The sequence below is a fragment of the Ruegeria sp. BG8 genome (genome assembly GCF_056538325.1).
On the sequence record NZ_JBQFSZ010000003.1, the window covers coordinates 1 to 21,235 of the forward strand.

The window sequence follows — 21,235 nt, forward strand, 5'->3', positions numbered from 1 at the left end:
CCGAGCCAGTGATGGTGTCATCACCATTTCCGGTCCGCAATGAGATATATGCGCCCTCGCCCATCACGTTCAGGGTAATAGAACCCGTGGAGTTGGTGATGATCCCAGTCGTAAGATCCGCCGTCACATCCGTGCCCGCGCCAATCCGAACGGTCCCGGTGTTCGCGTCAACGTTGATCATGTCGTCGCCACCCGCGTAAAAGATGCCAGCCCAGCTGAACTCGGCACCCTGCACGATGTTGAACGTATCGTCCCCAGCCGTGCCCACAAGACCAATGCCAAACGCGCCCGTCGTCGTCGGGTCCGTGAACGTATCCGTCCCGTCAACACCACCTGCACCTTTCACAACCGTGCCCGTGTTGTCGGCATAGTTCAGCGTCGCGTTGATCGGATCCAAAAGACCGGAATAGTCGACCTCGACAAAGCTCTCGCCACCCGAATTGGTAAAGACGATTTCATCATTACCCAGCGACCCGTTGACAAGATCAAACCCGTCCGCATTGCCCGCAGGGTCAATCACATCGTCCCCATCCGTCCCGTCAAGAACATCATCCCCAAACGTTCCAACTATGGTCTGTCCCGCAGGTTGGACGGTGATCTGACGCACAGCAGACGCACTTTGGTTGCCAACGCCATCTTCGGCTGTGGCGGAAATCGAAAAATCGCTGGTCGGTAGAACGTCGGATGCAAATGTTACGGAATACGATCCGTCGTCACCGGCAATTGCCTGTTGAAAGACACCGTTGATCTCGACAACCACCGTTGCCCCGATTTCAGCGGAACCCGTTACGGTCAGATCACTGGACTGTTCCTCGGTGGACAGGAAATCGTCGCCGGTGATTGCATCAATCGTGGGGGCGTTGGGGACATCCAGATCGAATTCGATGTTGCCACCGGAAACAGAGGAACTGGTAAAACTTGTGCCTTCCAGGGTGGCAACGGCAGACACAGAGAACGTACCGCTGCTGGCGGGCAAATCCGCCTCGGCAAATGTTGCGAGCCATAGACCGTTTGCCGCAACAACTGCGGTCTGGGACGTGCTGCCGATGGTCACAGTCACCGTGCTGCCCGGTCGACCGCTACCGGTGATGTCCAACCCATCGGCCCGATCCGATATACCCAAACTCGCGGATGCATCGTCAACAGTGGGCGTCAACGCAGAAACCGGCTCTACAGTCACATCCCGGGCCGCCGTGACACCCTGATTGTCCACCCCGTCCGTCGCCGAAGCACTGACCGAAAAATCGGAGTTCGGCACGTCTGCGGAAGCAAATGTAACACTAAAGTTTCCGTCTCCGTCGGCAATCGTGCTTTCTGTGGTACCTCCGATCGTGACCTCGACCGTCGCACCAGTTTCGGCGGTGCCGGTGATCGTCAGATCGGCTTCCTGCTCCTCCAATTCCAGTACATCATTTCCGGTAACTGCATTAAGAACAGGTGCGTCAGGCGGGGTGAGGTCGACCGAAAACCCTCCACCAGATACCTGATCACTGGTAAAGGACGTACCTTGCAGGCTTGCAATGGCTGTGACCGCGTAATTTCCGCTGGTGTTGGGCAGATCGCTTTCCAGGAAAGAGACGTTCCATGACTCGTCCGGTTGGACAGTCGCGCTCAACACCGCGCCGTCGATTGCGACATCCACCGTGCTGCCCGGGCGCCCAGTTCCAGTAACGGTCAGCCCAGCGGCCAGCTCGGATGCGCCGAATGTGCCGGTCACGGTCGAAACGACAGGCGTCAGCGCCGAAGCGGGCTCAACCGCGATTTCCAGCGTTGCAGTCGCACTGGTGTTACCCAACGTATCCGTGGCGGTCGCGCTGATCGTGAAATCAGCCTCTGGCACATCTGCTGCCGAGAACGTGACATTGAAATTGCCGTCTCCATCGGCAGTCGCGGTTTCGGTCACGCCGTCTATGGTGACCGCAACGGTTGCGCCGACTTCAACCGCGCCAGAGACGATCAAGTCCCCTTCCCGTTCCTCCAATTCTAGTACATCATTGCCGGCGACAGTGTTGATGACAGGCGCAGGAGCAGCATCGAGATCAACAGTAAACCCGCCACCGTCAACCGCTCCGCTTTCAAAGGATGTTCCATCCAGTGTTGCAACGGCCGATACATCAAAATCACCGCTGGTGTTCGGCAGATCACCTTCCGAGAAAAAGACGCTCCAAGTTCCGTCGGGCTGAACCTCCGCTGAAAGCGTCGTGTCACTGATCGTGGTATTGACAGTACTGCCAATCCGCCCGGTGCCGGACACGGTCAGTCCCGAAGCAAGCTGCGTCGGGCCGAATACCCCGGACACAGTGGACACAACAGGTGTCAAGGCAGACACAGGTTCTACGGATACGTTCTGAACCGTTGCAGATCCTTCGTTACCCAATGGGTCCGTTGCGGTGGTGCTAACCGCGAAATCTGTCGCCGGTACGTCCAGCGCTGAAAACGTAACCGCGAAGGTTCCGTCATCGGCTGCAACCGTCGATTCAGTGGTGCCGCCGATTGTGACTGCAACCGTTGCGCCTGCCTCGGCTGTGCCGCCGATGGACAGATCGGAACCCTGTTCTTCCAACTCCAGCACGTCATTGCCAGCAACAGGTGAAACCGCTGGCGCTGCTGGCGCGGTCAGATCGACCGAGAATCCGCCGCCGTCGACCACTCCGCTGGAAAACGACGTGCCCTGAAGCGTGGCTTGGGCCGTCACATCAAAGTCACCGGTCGCGTCGGGCAAGTCGGCTTGATCAAAGATAACGCTCCAGTCTCCGTTGCCATCGACAGTGGTATCCAGCGCGACGCCATCAATTGTGACCGTGACGGTGCTGTCAGGGCGACCGGTACCCGAAACTGTAAGGCCGTCCGCAAGCTCGGCAGAGCCAAGAATGCCCGAAACCGGCGCTATGGTGAGTGTAAGCGCCGATACGGGCTCAACAGTGATCGGCTGGACAGCGGCGGTCCCAATATTGCCAAGCGTGTCCGTCGCCGTAGCTGATATGTCAAAATCTGAACCTGGCAGGTCGGCTGCATCAAAGGTCACACTGAACGCACCACTGCCGTCTGCGGTTGTGGTCAAGGTAACGCCGCCAATTGCAACTTCGACTTCGGCTCCGGCCTCTGTTGTGCCAGAGACGGTCAGGTCAGCTTCTTGCTCATCCAGTTCCAGAATACCGTTTCCAGCAACTGCATCAAAACTCGGCGCGTCTGGTCCCGCGAAATCCAAAGTCAGAGTTCCGCCAGAGGCTGGCGTGGTGAAGATCGAGCTTCCGGACGTTGCACCGGCCGCGTCTACTTGGAACACTCCGGTCTCAGACGGCAATTCATTTGCGGCAAACGTGATCAGCCAATCGCCGCTCCCATCTACCGTCGTGGTTTTGGCAACACCGTCGATCGTGACCCGAACCAGTGCATCAGGGCGGCCAGTACCTTGAACTGTGACATCAGTAAGCGGGTTATTTGGCCCGAAAACCGTATCAGGTGCCTCGGTTGTCACGTCTGGACGCAAAGGAACGATGCTATCGATTTCTTCTGTGACGTTGATTGAACCAACATCGCCGTCAGGATCCTGAATCTCGCCGACGATTACATCCTGTACAACTTCCTGTGCTGCTTCAATCTGCCCTTGAACATCGCTTGGGTCACCGCCACCGTCAACGGTAGCATCAATGTCGGCATTGACCTCACCGACTTTACCGGCAATCACTTCAGCGTCTGCTGTATCTACACCCGCGCCTTCCAACGCTTGCTGAATGGTTGCTTCATCTTGCAACAAGTCTTGTGAATCCGCGCCTGCTTCCAGTAGACTTTCCGCAAGCTGCGCCGCTACTGCCTGAGAAGCGGCGGTGCTTTCCTCGGTGCTATCACCTGCGGCCGCCGCCGCTGCCGAGATAACAGCCGCAACCTGAGCCGCAGCAGCAAAGGCTTCGGGGTCTCCCCCCTCTTCGATTTCCGCCACAGGATCAAGCGCAAGCAGGTCCTGACCGCCCAACCCGAGGGCCGCGGCCAACTGCTGATTTGCATCCTCAACGCTGATCGGATTTCCTTCCGCGGCGCTTGCTTCAACAACGCTTTGGACCAAAGTGGTCAATGGCGTTATCACCTCGGATCCGGCGGGGGCGGTAAGCGTTCCGGTAAACGCCTGGCCGGTAGACGTATCGGTACCGCCAAAAGAAATCAGGCTGGCCGTCGGGTTAGACGGGTCCAGAGTGATGTTAAAGCCACCTTGTGCATCGGTGATTGTGTTAGGCTCACCCGCATCAAAAATCGAGTTACCATTCACATCCTGGAAAACCGTCGCGTTGACGATATAGCCATCAATAACCGACCCGCTGGCCGTCGGAGCATCCGGCGTCGGCGCTTCAGGCCCTGGCGCAACTGGGCTGTCGCTATCGCTGCTGCCGCCGCCTCCACCTGCCGCCGCAGCCACAAGTCCGACACCACCGAGAACGCCAGCAATCAATCCAGCCGACACACCGCCTGCCGCAGCGCCCGCATCTGCAATTTGGGCAGCGACAGCCTGCGACACGAGAACTTCCCCATCAACAGTGGCAAAGCTACCGGCCGGCAGTTGCATGACGGTGCCGTTCTCTAATGTAACTGTTGCAGATCCATCCGCCTCAATTTCCACAGACTTAACACCGTCTAGCGCCTTTACCGCCACGTCAGTGCTTTGAGCATGACCACTCTGCGCACTCAGGAGCACCAATACCAATGCTGTGCCACCTGCAGCGAGCTGCGAGGCAGACCTAAGCGCAAGTTGCTTTAAATACTTTAAACGGTCGTTTTTATTCGCCGGGACGCAAACGGGTTGCGCCAAAGAAGTCGGCAAAGACTTGATGGTGTCATCGAATTTCGTAGTTAGACTGGTTATCTCAAAGGTTGTAGTGGCAACGCTCGACGGGTTGGTTGAGCGAGCTTTCGAAGACTTCTTAGCGAACATGATTTACTGCGGCCCTATCACAAGGTTTTGATTTTTGGGCACACGTTAGAAAAAGGGCGGCGTTCTCCCAAGGTAGAGATATTTATACCTTCACAGATCAATAAGCCTTTGTTTCAAAGCGATAGCTAATGCCTGTTCCCGGGTCGCTGCCCCTAACGACTTCCGGGCTTGGAAGAAGTGTTTATTGACAGCTGCCTCACTGATTTTTAAGCGCTCTGCGATGCGGGCGGTTTGGAATCCAGAACCCAACAATTCCAATACTTCCTGTTGCCGCTGCGACAGTGGTTGAGCTATCGCTTGCAACTTTACGTTGGCTTTCGATTGAATTGGATCCGTGATTGTCGTCGCGAGTAGCGCAGACAACATCGTAAGTTCGACTTCACTGTTTTGCGTCATTGCTCGCATTGTGTCACTGGAGCAAAGAGTAACGAAAGTTGCACGCTTACCTTCTGCACCGAAACGGGATCCCAAAAGCGCAGACAGACCATACGATTTCATTGAATGGTCCATCACATAGTTTTTTTCGGTCGGTGCATCGTCTCGTTTCAGAAGGCCTGTGTTTATTTCCACAGACTTTTTTCGCCAAGCCAACTCATCCATCATTGGATCTACCGCCAGATAATTTTCTTCCAGATATTCCGCTATCCAGTCGTCTGGCATGGTGGTGTTCATCCAGAATATCTGTTTTTCGATCCCATTGGCTTCGCCAACCAAAATCGCATCTATGCCCATCTTTTTGGTTTGTTCCACGGCAACGCGCCAACGATCTTCAGCATTCGTGAGTCCCGCCAAAGCATCTACGAAATCAATAATCGCGTTTTTCATGGCTTAACCGTGCACCCCCGAACCGATTCAAATCGAATATCTGAAAACAAGTATATTAAGTTTATGTTAGTCAACGATTTAGAATTCTGGGTTACGCAGAATTTCTCTTCTGCTAGCGGACGAAACAGTCATACAAATAGCGATTTTCATACCTCCAAAGTGAGCATTGGTAACTTTTTCGTTACCAGTACTCACTTTGGAGTAATCATAACCCATAAGAGTGCTTTCAGACAGGTTAGAACCAGTCTCAGTATGCTGCGGAGACCGTGAACCTATCTGGAACAAAGTTGACGCTACTCAGCAAGAGCGGCGGTGCGTGTCAGCTTGAAAGTTTCTATGCTGGTCAGCGATCTTCCCTAGTTGAAGTGGTTGTATACCGAGGAATGGACGGAGGCGCATTTTTGCAAACTCGGCATGTACCTGGGACGCTGCATGGCGCGTTTTCGCCGTCGGAAAGGAAGGTGCGAATTCTCACCGCGGTTGTTGAGCCATCTGCCCGCCTTCTATTTTAGAGTGCACCTAAATCTCTAAGCGCAGCGTGGTAGGAGGCGAAGCGACCCTTAACGATCTCCTTAGAACAACCGTACCGCTTCTTCAATTTCCTGAGGAATTTCAGTGCTGCAGCCCTGTTTCGACGTTCGGTGACAACCGCCTGCAGCACCTCGCCTTCGTGATCAACGGCCCGCTAAAAAAATGCCGCTTGCGACTCACCTTCACGAAAACCTCGTCAACGTGCGATTTCCAAATGGAAAACGAGTGCAGCTGCTGCACACGTATACGTCTGATCTCAGCAGTAAGCATGAGCCAAACCTGTTCCGGCAATATCGGGCAGTTTCATGACTCAGTCGACGCCTCGCTCGTGCAGCTCTTCGACATTCCGAAGCGATAATTAGAAACGTATGTACAGCATCCCCGCAAGGCGGATGATCTCGAGACTGGCTTTAGAGTTTTGAAACAAGTCGGTCCGGTTACGGAAAAAACTACGCACCCGCCCTGCCCGGCTCAAGCAAAGTTCTTCTGACAAGACTCGTCCGACGCCTGATTCCTAACCTATAGCTGCCCGCCCTCGCAAAACGCCAAGGTCGCGCGACGAGGCAAGCTGTGCTAGTGATCGGACTTATGTTTTTGCGTATTGCTTTCTCTGGGTTTTCGCCGCTCGGTCTTTTGCTAGGCGTGTTTTTGCTCTGCGGACCGGTTGTTGCGCTAGCTGATATCTCTGGCACAAAACGCATGGCGCTTGTGATCGGAAACGCGCAATACGACTATGTTTCGAACCTTCCCAACACGTCCAATGACGCTCAGGACATCGCCGCAGCTCTGGGGCGTATCCACTTTGATGTGACCGAGCTCTACGATCTGGATTATCGCCAGATGCGGCTGGCCCTTCGGGATTTTTCCGACAAGGCGGCAGGGGCCGATGTGGTGCTGGTCTATTTCGCCGGCCACGGTATCGAGATCGACAATACCAACTACCTGATCCCCACCAATGCCGAGCTTAGGAATGACAGGGATGTGGAATACGAGGCGATCCGGCTGGATTCGGTCCTGAAGGCGGTTTCCTCGGCACCGGGTCTGAAACTGGTTCTGGTGGATGCGTGCCGGAACAACCCGTTTCTGTCGGATATGGAGCGTACAAATGCAACGCGCTCCATCGGTCAGGGTCTCGGCAGCATAGACCCCGGCGGTGTGCTGGTCGGCTATTCCGCGCGCGGTGGTACGCTGGCGTTGGATGGAGAGGGCCGCAACAGCCCCTATGCCGAAGCCCTGCTGGAACATATCGAGGTTCCGGGGTTGGAGCTTGGAAAAATGTTCCGAAAGGTGCGTGACACAGTGTTTGCGCTGACCGACGGGTATCAGGAGCCGTTTACCTATGGCTCATTACCGGGGCGGGACATTTTTCTTGTACCCGCAGCGGTCAGCGTACCCGAGGTCGCACCAACCCCACCCAAAGTCGCCGCGCCACCTGCGTTGGACCGACACGACGCCGCGCAGCGGATTTTACGCGAAGCCCTGAGTTTGGCAGATCAGAGCACGAAGCTGAACGCCTTGTCCCTGATTGCGCAGATTTATCCCGACACGCAAGCCGGAGAATACGCGCATGGCGTTGTAGCGGCAGCCAAAAGCACAAACCGACCCCCCGCCGCACTTGTCGGGCCAAGCACTACCAAAGCGACCCCGGAAGGGGCCACTCCTGAATCTAACCAGACGACACGGCAAGGCGCGACCCCGGCGACCGAGGCGGGATTGAACCTGGACCGCAATGATTTTCGCGCGGTGCAGCGCGGGTTGAACGCGCTTGGGTTCTCTGCCGGGCCTGCCGATGGCATTTTCGGCCCAAGATCACGCACCGCCCTGCGCAGTTTCCAACGTCAGGGCGGCGTGGCCACGACCGGTTATCTCAGCGCGGAAAGCTATGCCGTTCTCAGCAGAATAGCACCCGAACCGAGCAACAGGACAAGTCGTGGCCAGGCAGGGCCCAAACCAGAACCCAACGGCGTTACGACAAACGGGTTCAATGGTGAATACGTTATCAATATTCGCAGACGCCCCGACCCGCTGGGATCAGACGCCGGGTCCGGGATCGATACGGTGCTTTGGTTGAATTACATCAAGACTGAGGACGGCTTTACGCTTGTCGGTGCTGTCGACCGCTCGAAGGGAGGTGACAGCAGGCCCAAGCAGTATCACGCATCGCTGTCGGATAAAGGGCGCCTGAAAATCTCTGGGCGGACCAACTTTCTGTTTAACTCCGTCTATGAAGTGCCCTTTTCGATCACGTTAGACCTGCCGTCGACCCTGGCCCCGAACACGCCCATACGCAGTAATCAGGGACGATTTGACAAGAACTGGTATGTCGACGTCCTCTTGACCCGGCAATAGTCCTAGGCCACAGGCGCTTTCACCACCGGGATTTCCGTTTTGCCATCGTCGTGCAAGAGCCCTGGCAGGACCGGCCAGTCGTACTCTGGGTCGGTCAGCCGCGCAGTTTCCAGCGTCATGCATATGGGGCGGCACCCGTCCGGATCGGGCGGCAGCGTCTTGATCCAGCTTTCCAACCGTGCCGCGACGTTGATCGTGTCGCCGATGACGTTGTAGTGCATCGACCCGCTGACCCCCAGCGTGCCGCCGATGGCCCTCCCGCTATTCAGCGCGATGCGCAGCTTATAGGCCGGTTGATCCCCTTGCACGTCATTCAGGGTGACGGTGGCGCCGCGCATCGCGCGGGCACAGCGCAATGCGGCCTGTGCATCCAACTGCCGCTGCGCATCCGTTTCGCTTGGAATGGGCGCGCCGAACACCACAAGGATTCCGTCGCCGGTGTATTTCTCGACAAACCCGCCATGTGCGCGGGCGATCTCGCCCAGTCGGTCCAGAATACGGGCGATCCATGCCATGAAGGCATCGGCCTCCATCACTTTTCCGGCGCGGGTCGAGCCCTCGATATCCGCAAGCAGCGCCGTAACATAAAGTTGGCGCGAACCCGGCTTACCGCCCGACAAAAGGCTGCGGCGCTGCTTCCACAGCTCGACCGAAAGCTCTTCTGAAAGATGTGAGGAAAACACATGTGCAAGGGTACGCCGTTGCTTGCGTGACACCCCCGAAATGATGCCGAAGCCGAACAAAAACCCGCCAACCCAGCCGAGAGCCGAGGGCGCAACGGGCATCAGGATCGACGCCTTTTGAAAAAGCGACAAACCTGCAATCAGTGCAAGTCCCCCTACGATTGCCATCAGCACCGCGTTTCCGGTGGCGCGCACAAACACCGCAATTGTGGCTCCCAGAAAGACTGAGGCAAGGATCACCCCAATGGACACCCATCCGCTCACCGCCCGCAGCGGTACGCCCTGACGATCAGCATAGTTGATCAGCTGCTGGGTTATGGCAGCGTGGATTTCGGCTCCAAAGGTGAAATCGGCCCCGGTCGCACGGTTGAGCGGGGTCGAGAAATAGTCCTTTACCGAGTGGCTAGTGACGCCGATGATTGCCACCTTGCCGTCGAACCGTTCAAGGCCGGTTTGGGTCAGAACATCGGCGGCCGGAATGCTCTGCGCGATCGGAAGGGCGTTTTTGTAGTCTATGGTGAGCTGATACCCGGATGTATCAACTTTGCGGAACAGGTTCGCGCCCGGCGTCAGAGATTTAGCCGCCGTTTCGCCGAACATCAGAACGCGCGGGTCGTTAGGATCGCTTTTCAACGCGGGCTGTCCCGTATGCGCTGCGGCCAGTTGCATCGGCAGCGACAACGCCAGCCCGTCCAGCGTGTTGACCAGCAATAAGGCGCGGCGGGCGACCCCATCTGGATCAATCGGAATGTCGGCAAACCCCGTATGCGCACCTGGCGGCGCGGCAATGCCTGCGGACGCCCCGTCCTGCAGTTTCGAGATTGCAAAGACCCTGGGATCAGCCAGAACCGCAAGCAGCGCGTCCCGTCCCTGCCCTGCGGCAACGTCACGGTAAATATCCACGCCCACCGCAGTCGCTCCTGCGTCCAGCAGCGTTTCGACAATCTGCGTCAGTTGATGATCAGGCACTGGCCAGCCCCACTCGCCCAAATCCGTGTCAGTGATGGCGACAAGATAGACATCGTCCACCGGCTCTTCCTGAGCCAAGGCCGAGGTTGCCCAGTCGTATTGCAACAGTTCAAACCGTTCCAGTGCGCCCTTGTGACGAAGCGCAATCAGAGGCAGGCCGACGATCGCGGTGATGACGCAGACCAGAGCCCAGCGTTGCCAGACCGTCATCAGCGACGACATGCGTTGCCATGCGTGTCGTTGCGGCTTGGATATCACTGACCCACGCCAGCCGAGGTTAGCAATTGATCCAAAGCAGCCGAATTTTTGGCCTGTGCGCGACCGCTCAGCCCGATCTGCGCGACATCGGCAAGCGCGTCGAACCAAAGCCCGGCGGTCGCTGCTGCTCCGGATTTCAGCGCTTCCGGCACACGCTCAATCAACCCTGATGACCGGGCGACCGCTTTGTCACTGTTTGGATCGATCAACGCGACCTGCCAGAGGTAAATCAGGTCGGTATCCAATGCCAAACCCGACCGGTCAAGGTCCAGTCCGTAATCGCCAGGCGGGAATGGCCCCTCGATCCGCAGCTCGGGCGCGGCTTGGCCAACGGGGGCGAGTTGGACGGTCGCATAGCCTCTGTGACCATGGGGCAACCGCCAGATCAGCGGCGGCGCAGCCAGGGTCGTCAACCCTCCGCCCTCGGGCACCAGCAACAGCAGCAGATCAGAGGCCGTGTTCAGCGAGACATCGCGGGTCCCTGCACCCATCCGATCGTTGGGCACGCCGATTTCCGGCGGGATGAATACGATCTCGGGCGGGGTGTCAGTGCCGTCCTCTTGACCCGCTGCCCAAGTCGTGCCGCCAGAAAGCGGCACTATGATCAACACGCATATGAAAACTGTTTTTGCCAACCAAGCCCACGACACAACACGCCCCGAGAAAACTATCACCAAGAAAACCGAATACGCCAAGCCTAGGCCTGAACAGGGGCCTGAGTCTAGTTTCCGTTCCATTTCACCTGTGTTGAACTTGCCCTCTGTCGCTGCGGGGTTTCGTGGTAGGGTATGACTCTGTCCAGCATTGGGGAGTTTCAGTTTCATGGGGTCGGCAAGCAAATGGAGCCGCTGCGTTCGGTTTTTTTTGATGATTTGTCTAGTGATGGTCGAGCCACTTGCTGCCGAAGCCAAAACCGAACGCGTAGCGCTTGTGATAGGAAATTCCGCCTATAAGCACGTCCCAAACCTGCGCAACCCGGCCAATGACGCGGCAGATATCTCGGAGGCTTTGCAGCGTATCGGGTTCAAGGTCACGCAACTGGAAAACCTGGACTATTCTGATATGCGCATCGCTGTGCGCGACTTTGCCGAAATCGCCGCCACTGCCGATGTGGCCATGGTGTATTTCGCAGGTCATGGCATTGAAATCGAGAACACAAACTATCTGATACCGGTAAATGCGGCGCTGCGCAGCGACCGGGATGTCGAATTCGAAGCCCTAAGGCTGGACGCTGTCGTGAATGCTCTTGCGGGGTCGAGCGCCCTGAATATCGTGATCGTGGACGCCTGCCGCAACAATCCGTTTCTGGCGCAGATGCAACAGGCCTCATCCACGCGTTCGATCGGTCAAGGTTTAGCGGCTGTGGAACCCGGCGGGGTCATCGTCGGGTATTCGGCGCGCGGTGGAACGTTGGCGCAGGATGGTGACAGCCGCAACAGCCCCTACGCACAAGCCTTTCTGGAACATATCGAACAACCGGGGCTAGAGCTTGGCAAACTGTTCCGCAAGGTGCGCGACCGCGTGTTTACGCTGACCGACGGATATCAGGAACCTTTCGTCTACGGCTCGTTACCGGGTGAGGATATTTTTCTGGTTCCTCAGCCGCAACAGGTGGCGCTGCCTTTGTCAGAACCGCAGCAAATCAACACCCCGGCGCCGCAACCTGTCATCACGGCTGAAACCGCGCTGGCGGCGGCGATGAAAGTGAACACGGTCAGAGGCTGGGATTTGCTGGCCCAATCCTATCCCAATACCCCCCTCACTCAGCCCGAAACGCTGCGCCGCATAGCTGAAATCACGCCTGATTGGACCAAGAACAACAGCACGATCTCGGGTGCGGTGGAATCCGCGCTTTTGCCGGGGCCCGCGCCGAAGAAGACCGTGCAGCAACGCCTGAATGAGCGTGGTTTTGACGTAGGAGTTACTGACGGTGCCTTCGGTCCACGAACCCGATCCGGTATCAAGGCTCTGCAATCCAGTTTTGGACTGGAACAAACAGGATATGTCGATCTTGCAGTCCTGTCCGCGCTCGGGATCAATCCGCCGATTGAGACAGAGCAGCGGTTTATCAGCAATCCCTTTGCAACACGGCAACCAGTGCCCGAACTTGAAACGCTGGGCGAAGACAGGGACATTGTGCAGACGCTTGAATGTTTGGGACTGCGGAAAAGCATCTACGGTACATTCAGAGACCGTCTGTATGTGGTGTTGGTTTACTCCGGTACAGCGCTGAACGCACGCCGGGATGCGCAGAAATGCGGCTTGGATCTTGCTGCGATCACCACCGCTGCTGAAAACGCGTTCATCGTTCAAATGATGGCAAACGACCCTGCTTTCTTTGAAATCGGATATGACGGTAAAACCAAGATCAGCTACAAGGCCGGTCCCTATTTCGGGTTCAAAAAGGATCCAAAAGATGACGATGCCGTCATCGGTTGGAGCTGGTTTAGCGGTGAGCCCGTCAGTTACACCAATTGGTTGCCCTCAAAACCAAATAGAAAACATGGTGTCGGCCGCAAGAACTATGCGCAATTCCAATACGAAGCGCGGGGACGCCGCGACATCAGTCATGTGGTCCCCACCAAGTGGTTCGACGGATCAGGCGCAAATGTACGCGCTGTTGTACTGGAAGGTGCCCTGAACTAGCCCTTATTGACGCGCAAACACCGAGCGTCAGGTCGCGTTTTCGTTTCGAAGCGTTTTTTGGTAGTGTTTTCGTACTACAACCCCTAGCTGTGAGAAGGCGCTTTGCTGACCAGCTCCATTCAGGTTGCTGCCGGCACTGTTGCGCCTGATGTGTTGGCTGGCGGTTGCGAATGGAAAACGGGTGGCCTTGCTAGTCGGGAATTCCGACTACCGGTATGTGGCCAACCTGCCCAAGGCGAGGAACGACGCCTCGGACCTGGCCGGAGCATTGGAACGTATCGGAAACACCGGTTGGTATTACCAAAATCGTGACTATCGTGGGCTGCGCCTTGCCCTACGCGATTTTGGCCGCACGGCGCAGGGTGCCGTTATGGCCTTTGTCTATTTTGCAGGTCGCGGTATCGAGGTCGACAACACAGACTACCTGATCCCTGTGAACCCGGAACTGCGCAGCGATCAGTATATAGAGTTCGAAGCGATCCGACTGGACACAGTCATAAGTTCCTTGTCCAGTGCCGACGGGTTGAAGGTTGTTCTGGTAGATGCCTGCCGGAACAATCCCTTCCTCAGTACGATGACACGTGAATGCGGCACACGCTCTATCGGGCGAGGTCTGGGCCCGATCGGTCATAGTGGCGTTCTGGTCAGCTACGCAGCCAAATGCGGAACGTTGGCCCTTGACGAGAGAGGACGCAATAACCCCTACGCAACCACCCTGCTGCAACATATCGAAGAACCCGTTCTTGAACTGAGCAAGACGTTCCGCAGAGTCCGCGATACGGTCTACAACCTTACCGACGGGTTTCAGGAGCCGTTAACCTATGGATCGCTGCCCAGCGAAGATATCTTTCCGGTCCCCACCACCACATCCCCGCCGCCCAAGACGCCGACCCCCGAGCCGGACAAATCACAGATCTACGCGGATTTCGAATTGGCCCGTTCGCTTGGGACACTGAACGCGATCGAGTCCTTTCTGAACCGCTATCAAGACCGGAGCCACTACTTTGCAGTGACGCTTGCGCTATCATTGCGGGATGATCTGCAACACGGCACGCCCGACAAGAAGCCCGACGCCACCCCAGCGCAGGGTGCTGCAGCCAGGCCCCCGACGAACCCGAGGCGGGCAGCCAGCAACGCCGGCTGATCCGGAACATCCAGACCGAACTGAACCGCGTCGGATGCAGCGCGGGCCCAGCCAACGGCGTTGCAGACCCCTGAACGCGCGCGACCTTTGCACGATATCGAAGCCCCCGCCAGAACCTCGGGCTGCCTCCAAACGGTCTGAATCAACAGCAAACTCTGGCAGCGCCCATTGCAGGGTTTGACGGCGACTAAGTCATTCTGGTGCGCCGCAGATCGGGCGATGATTACCGGCAAACCACGACACGCGGCGACGATGCTTATTTCCCAGGTAAGATCGAACCGCTCGCTGAATTGCGGATCTGCCGCAAGAACGGCAAAGTGACACTGACCTCGGCACAGGCATTAGCCGGCGGCGGTCCGTGGTTCAAGGACTTCACCGGATCGTCGCTGGATAGCGTTGAGTTGAAGCTGCGCTTCACGCTTAGCTCGCACTTTGGCCCTCCTTTGACGCGGTACAAAGTGCGTATTGATGTCAAGCTGCCCAAGGAACTGCAGCCCGGCAAGCGATTGGTCCACGAACCGCGCCGAATAGACTGCCAGTTTTTCCTGAACTTCATGGTCCGGCGCACCGACTAAAGTTGGCCCCTGCCGACACGTTTCTTCGGGCATTTGGCACGAGCCATAAGGCCAAGAAACTGTCACGCTTGGAGACATCCTAATTTGCCTCGATGGATAACATACCGTCAAACCTAACGATATCGCGCCGGCGTCTTCTCTAAGCTCTAAACCCATTGTATTTATAGGGCTTGTACTGTCCGCAGGGGCCCCAACCGCAAACGAGTGGCGAGAGACTTATTAGTCATTGATCACGCCCTGAAATGTCGCAACACAGCTTTCGCTAACCAGCCATTCGCCGCGCAAACGAGATATGGCGGCGGTTTGAAGTCTGTATGGCGGACAAAGCGAGCAATCGGTGCATTCGGGCCAGTGGCCGCTTGTTAATCGTATTAAGAAAAATAGGTTTTCTGGAAGATTGTACGCGGAATGCCTAAATACTTGGAGAAAAGTCGCAAGAAACCACCCGATGCGACACCAATCATTGATAAGGAAACTGCTAGCTTTGACTTCAGCCGTACTAGCGGGAAACTCTTCCGCAATTGCAACCGAAAACGACGTTTCGCGCATTGCGCTTATTTCCGCATTTGAGCCTGAAATTGAAGTATTGCGAAGCCGTTTGGAAAACCCGCAGAGTCACCAAATCATTGGACGCGAATTTGTGTCAGGCGAGCTTTCCGGCATTCCTGTCTTGGTTTTCTCTTCTGGGGTTTCAATGGTCAATGCTGCCATGACAACACAGTTGGCGCTTGACCACTTTGAAATCGGCGGGATCGTCGTTTCTGGTGTAGCAGGAGGCGCCGATCCCATGTTGTCAATTGGGGATATCGCCGTTCCGACCCAGTGGGGTCAATATATGGAAATGGCCTATGCCAGACAGACTGACAATGGATATGAACTTCCTCCTTTTCTATCATCCGATTTCCCGAACTTTGGAATGATGTACACGCTGAATATCGGCGTGTTTGAAGAGCTTGCCGGACATGGTGAGAGCCGCTTTTGGTTTCCCGCCGATAAAGACTTCTTGGAAGCAGCCGAAAGAGCGGCAGAGACGGTAAGTCTTACGAGTACAGATGCCGACGGACGAGAATTAAAACACAAGCCAATAGTTCATATCGGCGGAGGCGGCGTGACAGGAACAGCTTTCGTTGACAATGCAGACTTCCGTGAATGGGCTCATAACACATTTGATGCACGGGTCTTGGATATGGAGACAGGTGCAATTGCTCAGGTCGCCGATGCCAACGGTGTTCCTTTCCTTGCTTTCCGAGCCTTGTCTGATCTTGCAGGCGGTGAATCCGGCGATAATCAGTTCGACATCTTTATGAACTTGGCGGGAGGAAATCTTGCCAATTTAGTAGAAGCCTTCTTAGACGAACTCAAATAGAGATCATACTTAACGGGTGAAGGAACCCAAACCCAGCATCCTTTCTATATCGCTGGGATAATCGACCGACTTTCAGTTCTTGTCGTTTAGCGGCTTCTATTTTTACGCAAATGCAATATTGATAAACGTCAATCGACCATCGAAACAGCCATTCATAGAAATCGCATCATCATTCGCCTTTGGCTCGAAACGGGTCTCGGAAGCAATGCAGCATCTGTGGCCGATTTTGATGGATATGTAGGAGCTTGCGGCCCATTGGTGCCGTTCATTTGCGAGCGCGTCGCTGAGCAGTTGCCAATCATGGCCTCTGGATCAATCGACATCGATTGATAGTGCCCTGGCGACTTCACGAATTAAGTTATTATTTTCCTTAACGAAATCTTGGCTTGCTGTACGAATTGACGTGATCGCTGTTTTCGTATGCTCGAAACCGGAAACGCCCTCAACATCATCTGGTGCTAGGAAAAAGGATTGCGTGGTAACAGACGGGTCAATTTTCGACAGCTGTTCCAGTGTGTCCTGACTTATTGTGTCCTCGCCGCTAAATACAATTTCCAGGATTGGCGCTAACCAGTCAATCACTCCGCCTGCTTCAGCCGTTCTGGAAGACACGATTTGCTGCGGTTTCGTACCAATCGACACAACAACAAAGTTCTTGTGATCCGGTAGATTTGTTCGCGCTTGCAAGTAGGCAATCTCACCCGGCGAGTTTAGAACTAAACCGGCATCAAAGAACGCACCAGATGCATGCTCTCCGGTCAAGGTGATGGCAGGAAAGAACATCGGAGCGCTTGTCGCAGCACCGATCAAAGCATGCAGGTGGATGTTGCTATCAACTTTGTCCCAATTTCGAAACGATCGAATTCTGTTTTCCTCCTGAGAAAAGACAGGGAAAAGTGCGGGGCGCAGCAATTCATTGAATCGCGCTTCTCCAAACCCGTTTCGAAAGACCTTTAGACGACCATGATTTGGTATTACGGGTCCAAACAAGCCTCGACCTGTCAGTACGGTATGATAAGCGGGAACACCCAAAATATCTTTTGCATACTCGTCGTAGATGTCTATGGCTTCTGCGGCGGTAGGTGGCGGGCTGCCATCCAACCCGGGTTTGAACAAAAGAGCCCCGATAATTGCACCTGTCGACGCACCCGTTACAAAATCAAAAAGCTCATGAGTGCGTTTTCCCGTTTCTTCTTCTATGGCTTTCAATATCTCAAGCTGTGACAACCCGTACAAAGCGCCGCCATCCATTGCCAGAATGCGAACGACATTTGGACTATCCGTTTTCCAATCGACCGGGTCGGTGAAATCAGAAGTCTCTGGCCAGCCTGTCATCTGCACTCGGTTTGCGACCGAATAGTTGGAATAAGTTACGACGCCGACGGCGTATAGACCCAGAGCCAGAACGAGCCAAATGAAGACTTTTCCACAGGTTTCATATAGACGTTTCATTGTATCCTTACGGTTCCACTCTGCGGGTAAAGTCAGTCGAGTTTGTCATATTCAAACGTAACCCGACTTACGATGATGTTTGTTAAGAGGTTCTAGGATTCGCTAGGAGCATCTACATTCGCTCAATTTACAAGCATCAACGGCAAGCGACGTTCAACTAAGTTAATTTTGATTAAAAGTACTCAAGGCACACTTGCAAGAGCGGGTGGATCAGCTAGGACTGGTGTCCGATGTATGAAATCGTTTTTGTCGCGCTGCAGGTTGTTGGTTTGTTGTTGCTTGCGGATTTCGCCAGCGGAGTCTGGCATTGGGCGATGGATACGCTGGGCACTGTTGACGCTCCGATCTGGGGTCCGAATTTCGCTTTTCCGAATACGCGACACCATGTTGATCCGACAGACATTCTCAAAATCCACTGGCTACACGACAGTGCCCTGCTGTTCACGATCGCGGTCCTAATCGCTTCTATTTCTTGGTTCTTCGGTGTTCTTTCTTGGCAATTGGTCGTTTTTCTTTTGATAGGCAGTCTCTCAGAACAAATTCACCGTTTCGCACACGCACCGACTGTTCGACTGCCGGCGGTGGTTTCTTACCTTCAGCGCTTTGGTATCCTTCAAGATGGACGCCATCACTGGCGGCATCACACAGCTCCGAACACGACCCACTATTGCGTAATCACACCATGGGTGAACCCCGTGCTAGAGAGCATTGGATTTTGGCGCGCGCTTGAACGCGTCCTAGTGCCGGTTTTTGGCGCCCCCCGCAGACCGGATCTGCAAAACCGCCCTTGGTACCGCGATCGTGCCGCTTGGAATTGAGTTCTGAGCTTCTGTTATTTGGGGTCACACGCGAAACGGGTTTGTCACAATGAGTGACTTATGAATCGCAGTGTTAGAACACGCACGGGTCTGCGGTCTTGAAGTCAAAAAGACAACTTAGCTTTGTGCAGTGTTCGCTCGTTCAATCCAAGCGAGACATTACCTACTTGCAACTTAGCACTTTTGGCAAAATCACGGGAGAAGCATCGGCTCCATCATTCTGGTCTTTAGTGGAATAACCGTTTTGGTTCATGCCGGGAAATGCAGATGTAAATAGCTGGCCCAAAGCAGGCATCCATCTGTTTGTCTCGATGCTGCAGTCGCACCCGTATAGCTGCCGTTCCTCGAGCATGCGAAATTTTGTAGGACGTCAACAAAAGGTCTGCAAACTAAAGCTGCAGTTTGATCTTGCACGAATTCATTTAATTTCATGGATAATATAGGCAGCTTTGATCCACATTTCGAAAGCACGCAGCACTTCGACAATCGCGCACCCCAAAAAAACTGCCGCAACCGTCCCGGAGGACAACATGACAAAGATGACCAGACTGGCCCTAGCTGCCTTACCCTTTGTGGCCATAAGCGGGCCGAGCCTTGCGCAGGATGTCACAATCACCCTGCAATCAGCTTTTCCGACCAACCTACCTGTCATCGACACGATCCGGCAGTTCGAAGCAGAGGTCGAAACAGCCTCCGGCGGGACGATCCAGATCGAGTTGGCTGAACCTGGCGCCATTGTCCCACCGTTCGACATTCAACAGGCGGTTTCTGACGGCCAGATCGACGCCGGATATACTGCTGCTGCCTACCTTCATGGGTCCTTGCCCGTTGCATCGTTTTTCACTTCGATGCCCTTCGGGCCGCAGGCGCTTGATTATATGGCATGGTTCTACGAAGGCGGCGGTCTCGAGCTCAATCAGCGCATGTATGATGATGCAAGCTTTGACATAGTGACTATGCCACTAACCTTCACCGGCATGGAATCGGGCGGCTGGTTCAACTCACCCATCGAAGGGAGCAGCGATTTTGCCGGGCTCAAGCTGCGCTGGTCGGGGTTGGCCTCGGAAGTGCTGGCAAGCCTGGGCGCGGATACCGTTCTGATCGCGGGCGGAGAGATCTTTCCATCACTTGAAAGTGGCGCCATCGACGGAACCGAGTTCAGCTTTCCCCAGGTGGATCTTGAGCTGGGTTTTCCTGACGTGGCTTCTTTCTACTATTTCCCGGGCTGGCACCAACCCTCGACGATGGTTGAGTTAGTCATCAACCGCGACGTTTGGGACGGGCTGACAGACAGCCAGCGCACGATCATCGACATGGCGGCCAGAACCAACGCGATGCGTTCGGTCCTGCGGATGGAAAACTCACAAGCTGCCGCCGTCGCGCAAATGGTAGAACGGGGCGTGGAAGTCCGTCTTTACAGCCCCGAAACCCTGGACAGCCTCCGGGAAGCGTGGGACGCGCTTGTCTCCGAAATGGCTGCGGCTGACCCTTTTGTGGCCGAGGTCTGGGACAGTTTGCAGGCCGCACGAACGCAACAAGACGCCTGGGACACGTTAACCGAAACACCGATGCAGCGCCCATGATAGGCCGTCCCAGCGCGGTCCTTAGACCTCTGCGTCAGGGGGCTGAGATGAGCCGTGAGCCGGGCGACGAAGGGCTCTAAGCCGTTCTCTGCGGCTTGCATGATTGGCTGGTCGCAGACCAGAGGACGCGGAAAAAACGACAGTTTGCAGCAACCACGCCAGCGGCTGCTTTCAGTTTTTCTTGAGAACCCGTAAGTAGAAGCCCAGCATAACCCAGCTTTGATCGAGCAATGAGTGATCCCACAGAAGACATTTACGATCCCGCGTTTGTAGCCAGCCTCTTTGACCGTTGTTCATCCAGCTATCGAAGATGGAGTGCAATTAGTTCGTTTGGTTTTATTGCGATATGGCGACGTCAATGTGTCGCTCGTTTAGCTGCTCCTCAAAATTCCAACCCTATCGTTGTTGATTTGATGGCAGGAACAGGTGAATTCTGGCCCTATCTGCTGCGCCGTTTCCCCGGCTTAGACAAGATTACAGCTTTGGATATCTCCCACCGCATGCATCTTGAGGCAGTTGCTCGGCTACATGGTGCATACGCTGAAAAGATCACTCACATTGAGGCGGATGCTTTGAAAACAGACCTCAATGCCAATTGCGCTGATCTATTAGTATCTACATTTGGGCTAAAAACGTTCAACGCTGACCAACAGGCAATTCTCGCAAAGCAGATTTTTCGGGTATTGAAGCCCGGAGGCAGCTTTGCTTTGATAGAGGCGTCTGACCCGAAAGGCTGGGTACTCCGTCCAATTTACCGGGTCTACCTAGATAAAGTACTTCCGATGGTTGAGCGATATTTCGTGAGAGGTGCTAATGACTTCAGCATGATTGGAACTTACACGCGAAACTTCGGCGATAGCACCCAAATGGCAAACGCTTTGATGGAGGCTGGCCTGTCAGTTGAAATCAAGAAGCACTTTTTTGGTTGCGCAACCAGCGTTGCGGGCATGAAGCCAGTCGATAAGGATTAGAATTACAGACACTCGCGCCCAGCACAGCATCAAGCACTCTGAGCTCGCTCCTGCCATCAGAGGCGTTGCTGCATGATGTTATGAGTTGCGGATCGCAACGACGAGTACGGGGCGGCATGACCTGTCGTTAGGTCAATCGGT

Annotated in this window: 13 protein-coding genes and 1 pseudogene; 8 read left to right on the plus strand and 6 right to left on the minus strand. The window is 55.2% G+C overall.

Annotation, left to right across the window (positions count from 1 at the left end; genetic code table 11):
* The 3 genes and pseudogenes from ACR0DG_RS07520 to ACR0DG_RS07530 form a co-directional block, all read right to left on the minus strand.
* The coding region (locus ACR0DG_RS07520) for a beta strand repeat-containing protein (RefSeq protein WP_480707121.1) at nt 1–4,687 on the minus strand (4,687 nt) is incomplete at its 3' end.
* A gap of 327 nt (nt 4,688–5,014) precedes the next feature.
* Entirely contained in the window at nt 5,015–5,749 is a 735-nt protein-coding gene (locus ACR0DG_RS07525; RefSeq protein WP_480695879.1) for a helix-turn-helix transcriptional regulator, read from the minus strand.
* A gap of 293 nt (nt 5,750–6,042) precedes the next feature.
* Nucleotides 6,043–6,737 (minus strand): annotated as a pseudogene (locus ACR0DG_RS07530) (IS6 family transposase).
* Between the two features lie 242 nt (nt 6,738–6,979).
* Here ACR0DG_RS07530 and ACR0DG_RS07535 point away from each other — a divergent pair.
* The gene (locus ACR0DG_RS07535) at nt 6,980–8,629 is read left to right on the plus strand and encodes a caspase family protein (protein WP_480695881.1); all 1,650 of its coding nucleotides are present in this window, start codon (nt 6,980–6,982) and stop codon (nt 8,627–8,629) included.
* A 2-nt stretch (nt 8,630–8,631) separates the two neighbouring features.
* On the opposite strand, the gene ACR0DG_RS07540 is transcribed toward ACR0DG_RS07535, so the two are convergent.
* Both ACR0DG_RS07540 and ACR0DG_RS07545 read right to left on the minus strand, forming a co-directional pair.
* Nucleotides 8,632–10,503: a CHASE2 domain-containing protein gene (locus ACR0DG_RS07540; RefSeq protein WP_480695883.1), complete on the minus strand. Its 1,872-nt coding sequence runs from the start codon at nt 10,501–10,503 to the stop codon at nt 8,632–8,634.
* A 32-nt stretch (nt 10,504–10,535) separates the two neighbouring features.
* Entirely contained in the window at nt 10,536–11,138 is a 603-nt protein-coding gene (locus tag ACR0DG_RS07545; protein WP_480707097.1) for a DUF928 domain-containing protein, read from the minus strand.
* A 283-nt stretch (nt 11,139–11,421) separates the two neighbouring features.
* On the opposite strand from ACR0DG_RS07545, the gene ACR0DG_RS07550 reads away from it, so the two are divergent.
* The 4 genes from ACR0DG_RS07550 to ACR0DG_RS07565 all read left to right on the plus strand — a co-directional run bounded on the left by ACR0DG_RS07550 (nt 11,422) and on the right by ACR0DG_RS07565 (nt 16,270).
* Nucleotides 11,422–13,185: a caspase family protein gene (locus ACR0DG_RS07550; protein ID WP_480695887.1), complete on the plus strand. Its 1,764-nt coding sequence runs from the start codon at nt 11,422–11,424 to the stop codon at nt 13,183–13,185.
* 148 nt (nt 13,186–13,333) lie between these two features.
* Nucleotides 13,334–14,329 carry a caspase family protein gene (locus ACR0DG_RS07555; protein ID WP_480707099.1) on the plus strand — a complete coding sequence of 332 codons (996 nt, stop codon included), beginning with the start codon at nt 13,334–13,336 and terminating at the stop codon, nt 14,327–14,329.
* A gap of 200 nt (nt 14,330–14,529) precedes the next feature.
* Complete coding sequence (locus tag ACR0DG_RS07560) at nt 14,530–14,904, plus strand: hypothetical protein (protein WP_480695891.1); 375 nt, start codon at nt 14,530–14,532, stop codon at nt 14,902–14,904.
* A 484-nt stretch (nt 14,905–15,388) separates the two neighbouring features.
* On the plus strand, nt 15,389–16,270 hold the full coding sequence (locus ACR0DG_RS07565; RefSeq protein ID WP_480695892.1) for a 5'-methylthioadenosine/S-adenosylhomocysteine nucleosidase: 882 nt from the start codon (nt 15,389–15,391) through the stop codon (nt 16,268–16,270).
* Nucleotides 16,271–16,582: 312 nt separating this feature from the next.
* Here the strand turns inward: ACR0DG_RS07565 and ACR0DG_RS07570 are convergent, their stop codons facing one another.
* Nucleotides 16,583–17,722 carry a patatin-like phospholipase family protein gene (locus tag ACR0DG_RS07570; protein WP_480695894.1) on the minus strand — a complete coding sequence of 380 codons (1,140 nt, stop codon included), beginning with the start codon at nt 17,720–17,722 and terminating at the stop codon, nt 16,583–16,585.
* A 230-nt stretch (nt 17,723–17,952) separates the two neighbouring features.
* Between ACR0DG_RS07570 and ACR0DG_RS07575 the strand changes: the two genes are divergently transcribed.
* The 3 genes from ACR0DG_RS07575 to ACR0DG_RS07585 all read left to right on the plus strand — a co-directional run bounded on the left by ACR0DG_RS07575 (nt 17,953) and on the right by ACR0DG_RS07585 (nt 21,094).
* Nucleotides 17,953–18,540: a fatty acid desaturase CarF family protein gene (locus ACR0DG_RS07575; protein WP_480695896.1), complete on the plus strand. Its 588-nt coding sequence runs from the start codon at nt 17,953–17,955 to the stop codon at nt 18,538–18,540.
* A 530-nt stretch (nt 18,541–19,070) separates the two neighbouring features.
* Nucleotides 19,071–20,123 (plus strand): TRAP transporter substrate-binding protein, encoded by a 1,053-nt coding sequence (locus ACR0DG_RS07580; protein ID WP_480695898.1) that lies wholly within the window; start codon nt 19,071–19,073, stop codon nt 20,121–20,123.
* 230 nt (nt 20,124–20,353) lie between these two features.
* A complete protein-coding gene (locus ACR0DG_RS07585) occupies nt 20,354–21,094 on the plus strand; it encodes a class I SAM-dependent methyltransferase (protein WP_480695900.1) in 741 nt (246 codons plus the stop codon).
* Nucleotides 21,095–21,235: the final 141 nt, after the last annotated feature.

Bases quoted from the DNA above. Each gene is read 5' to 3' on its own strand.
- ACR0DG_RS07525 (WP_480695879.1), bottom strand. From the start codon at position 5,749: ATGAAAAACGCGATTATTGATTTCGTAGATGCTTTGGCGGGACTCACG.
- ACR0DG_RS07535 (WP_480695881.1), top strand. From the start codon at position 6,980: ATGGCGCTTGTGATCGGAAACGCGCAATACGACTATGTTTCGAACCTT.
- ACR0DG_RS07540 (WP_480695883.1), bottom strand. From the start codon at position 10,503: ATGTCGTCGCTGATGACGGTCTGGCAACGCTGGGCTCTGGTCTGCGTC.
- ACR0DG_RS07550 (WP_480695887.1), top strand. From the start codon at position 11,422: ATGGTCGAGCCACTTGCTGCCGAAGCCAAAACCGAACGCGTAGCGCTT.
- ACR0DG_RS07555 (WP_480707099.1), top strand. From the start codon at position 13,334: ATGTGTTGGCTGGCGGTTGCGAATGGAAAACGGGTGGCCTTGCTAGTC.
- ACR0DG_RS07570 (WP_480695894.1), bottom strand. From the start codon at position 17,722: ATGAAACGTCTATATGAAACCTGTGGAAAAGTCTTCATTTGGCTCGTT.
- ACR0DG_RS07575 (WP_480695896.1), top strand. From the start codon at position 17,953: ATGTATGAAATCGTTTTTGTCGCGCTGCAGGTTGTTGGTTTGTTGTTG.
- ACR0DG_RS07580 (WP_480695898.1), top strand. From the start codon at position 19,071: ATGACAAAGATGACCAGACTGGCCCTAGCTGCCTTACCCTTTGTGGCC.
- ACR0DG_RS07585 (WP_480695900.1), top strand. From the start codon at position 20,354: ATGAGTGATCCCACAGAAGACATTTACGATCCCGCGTTTGTAGCCAGC.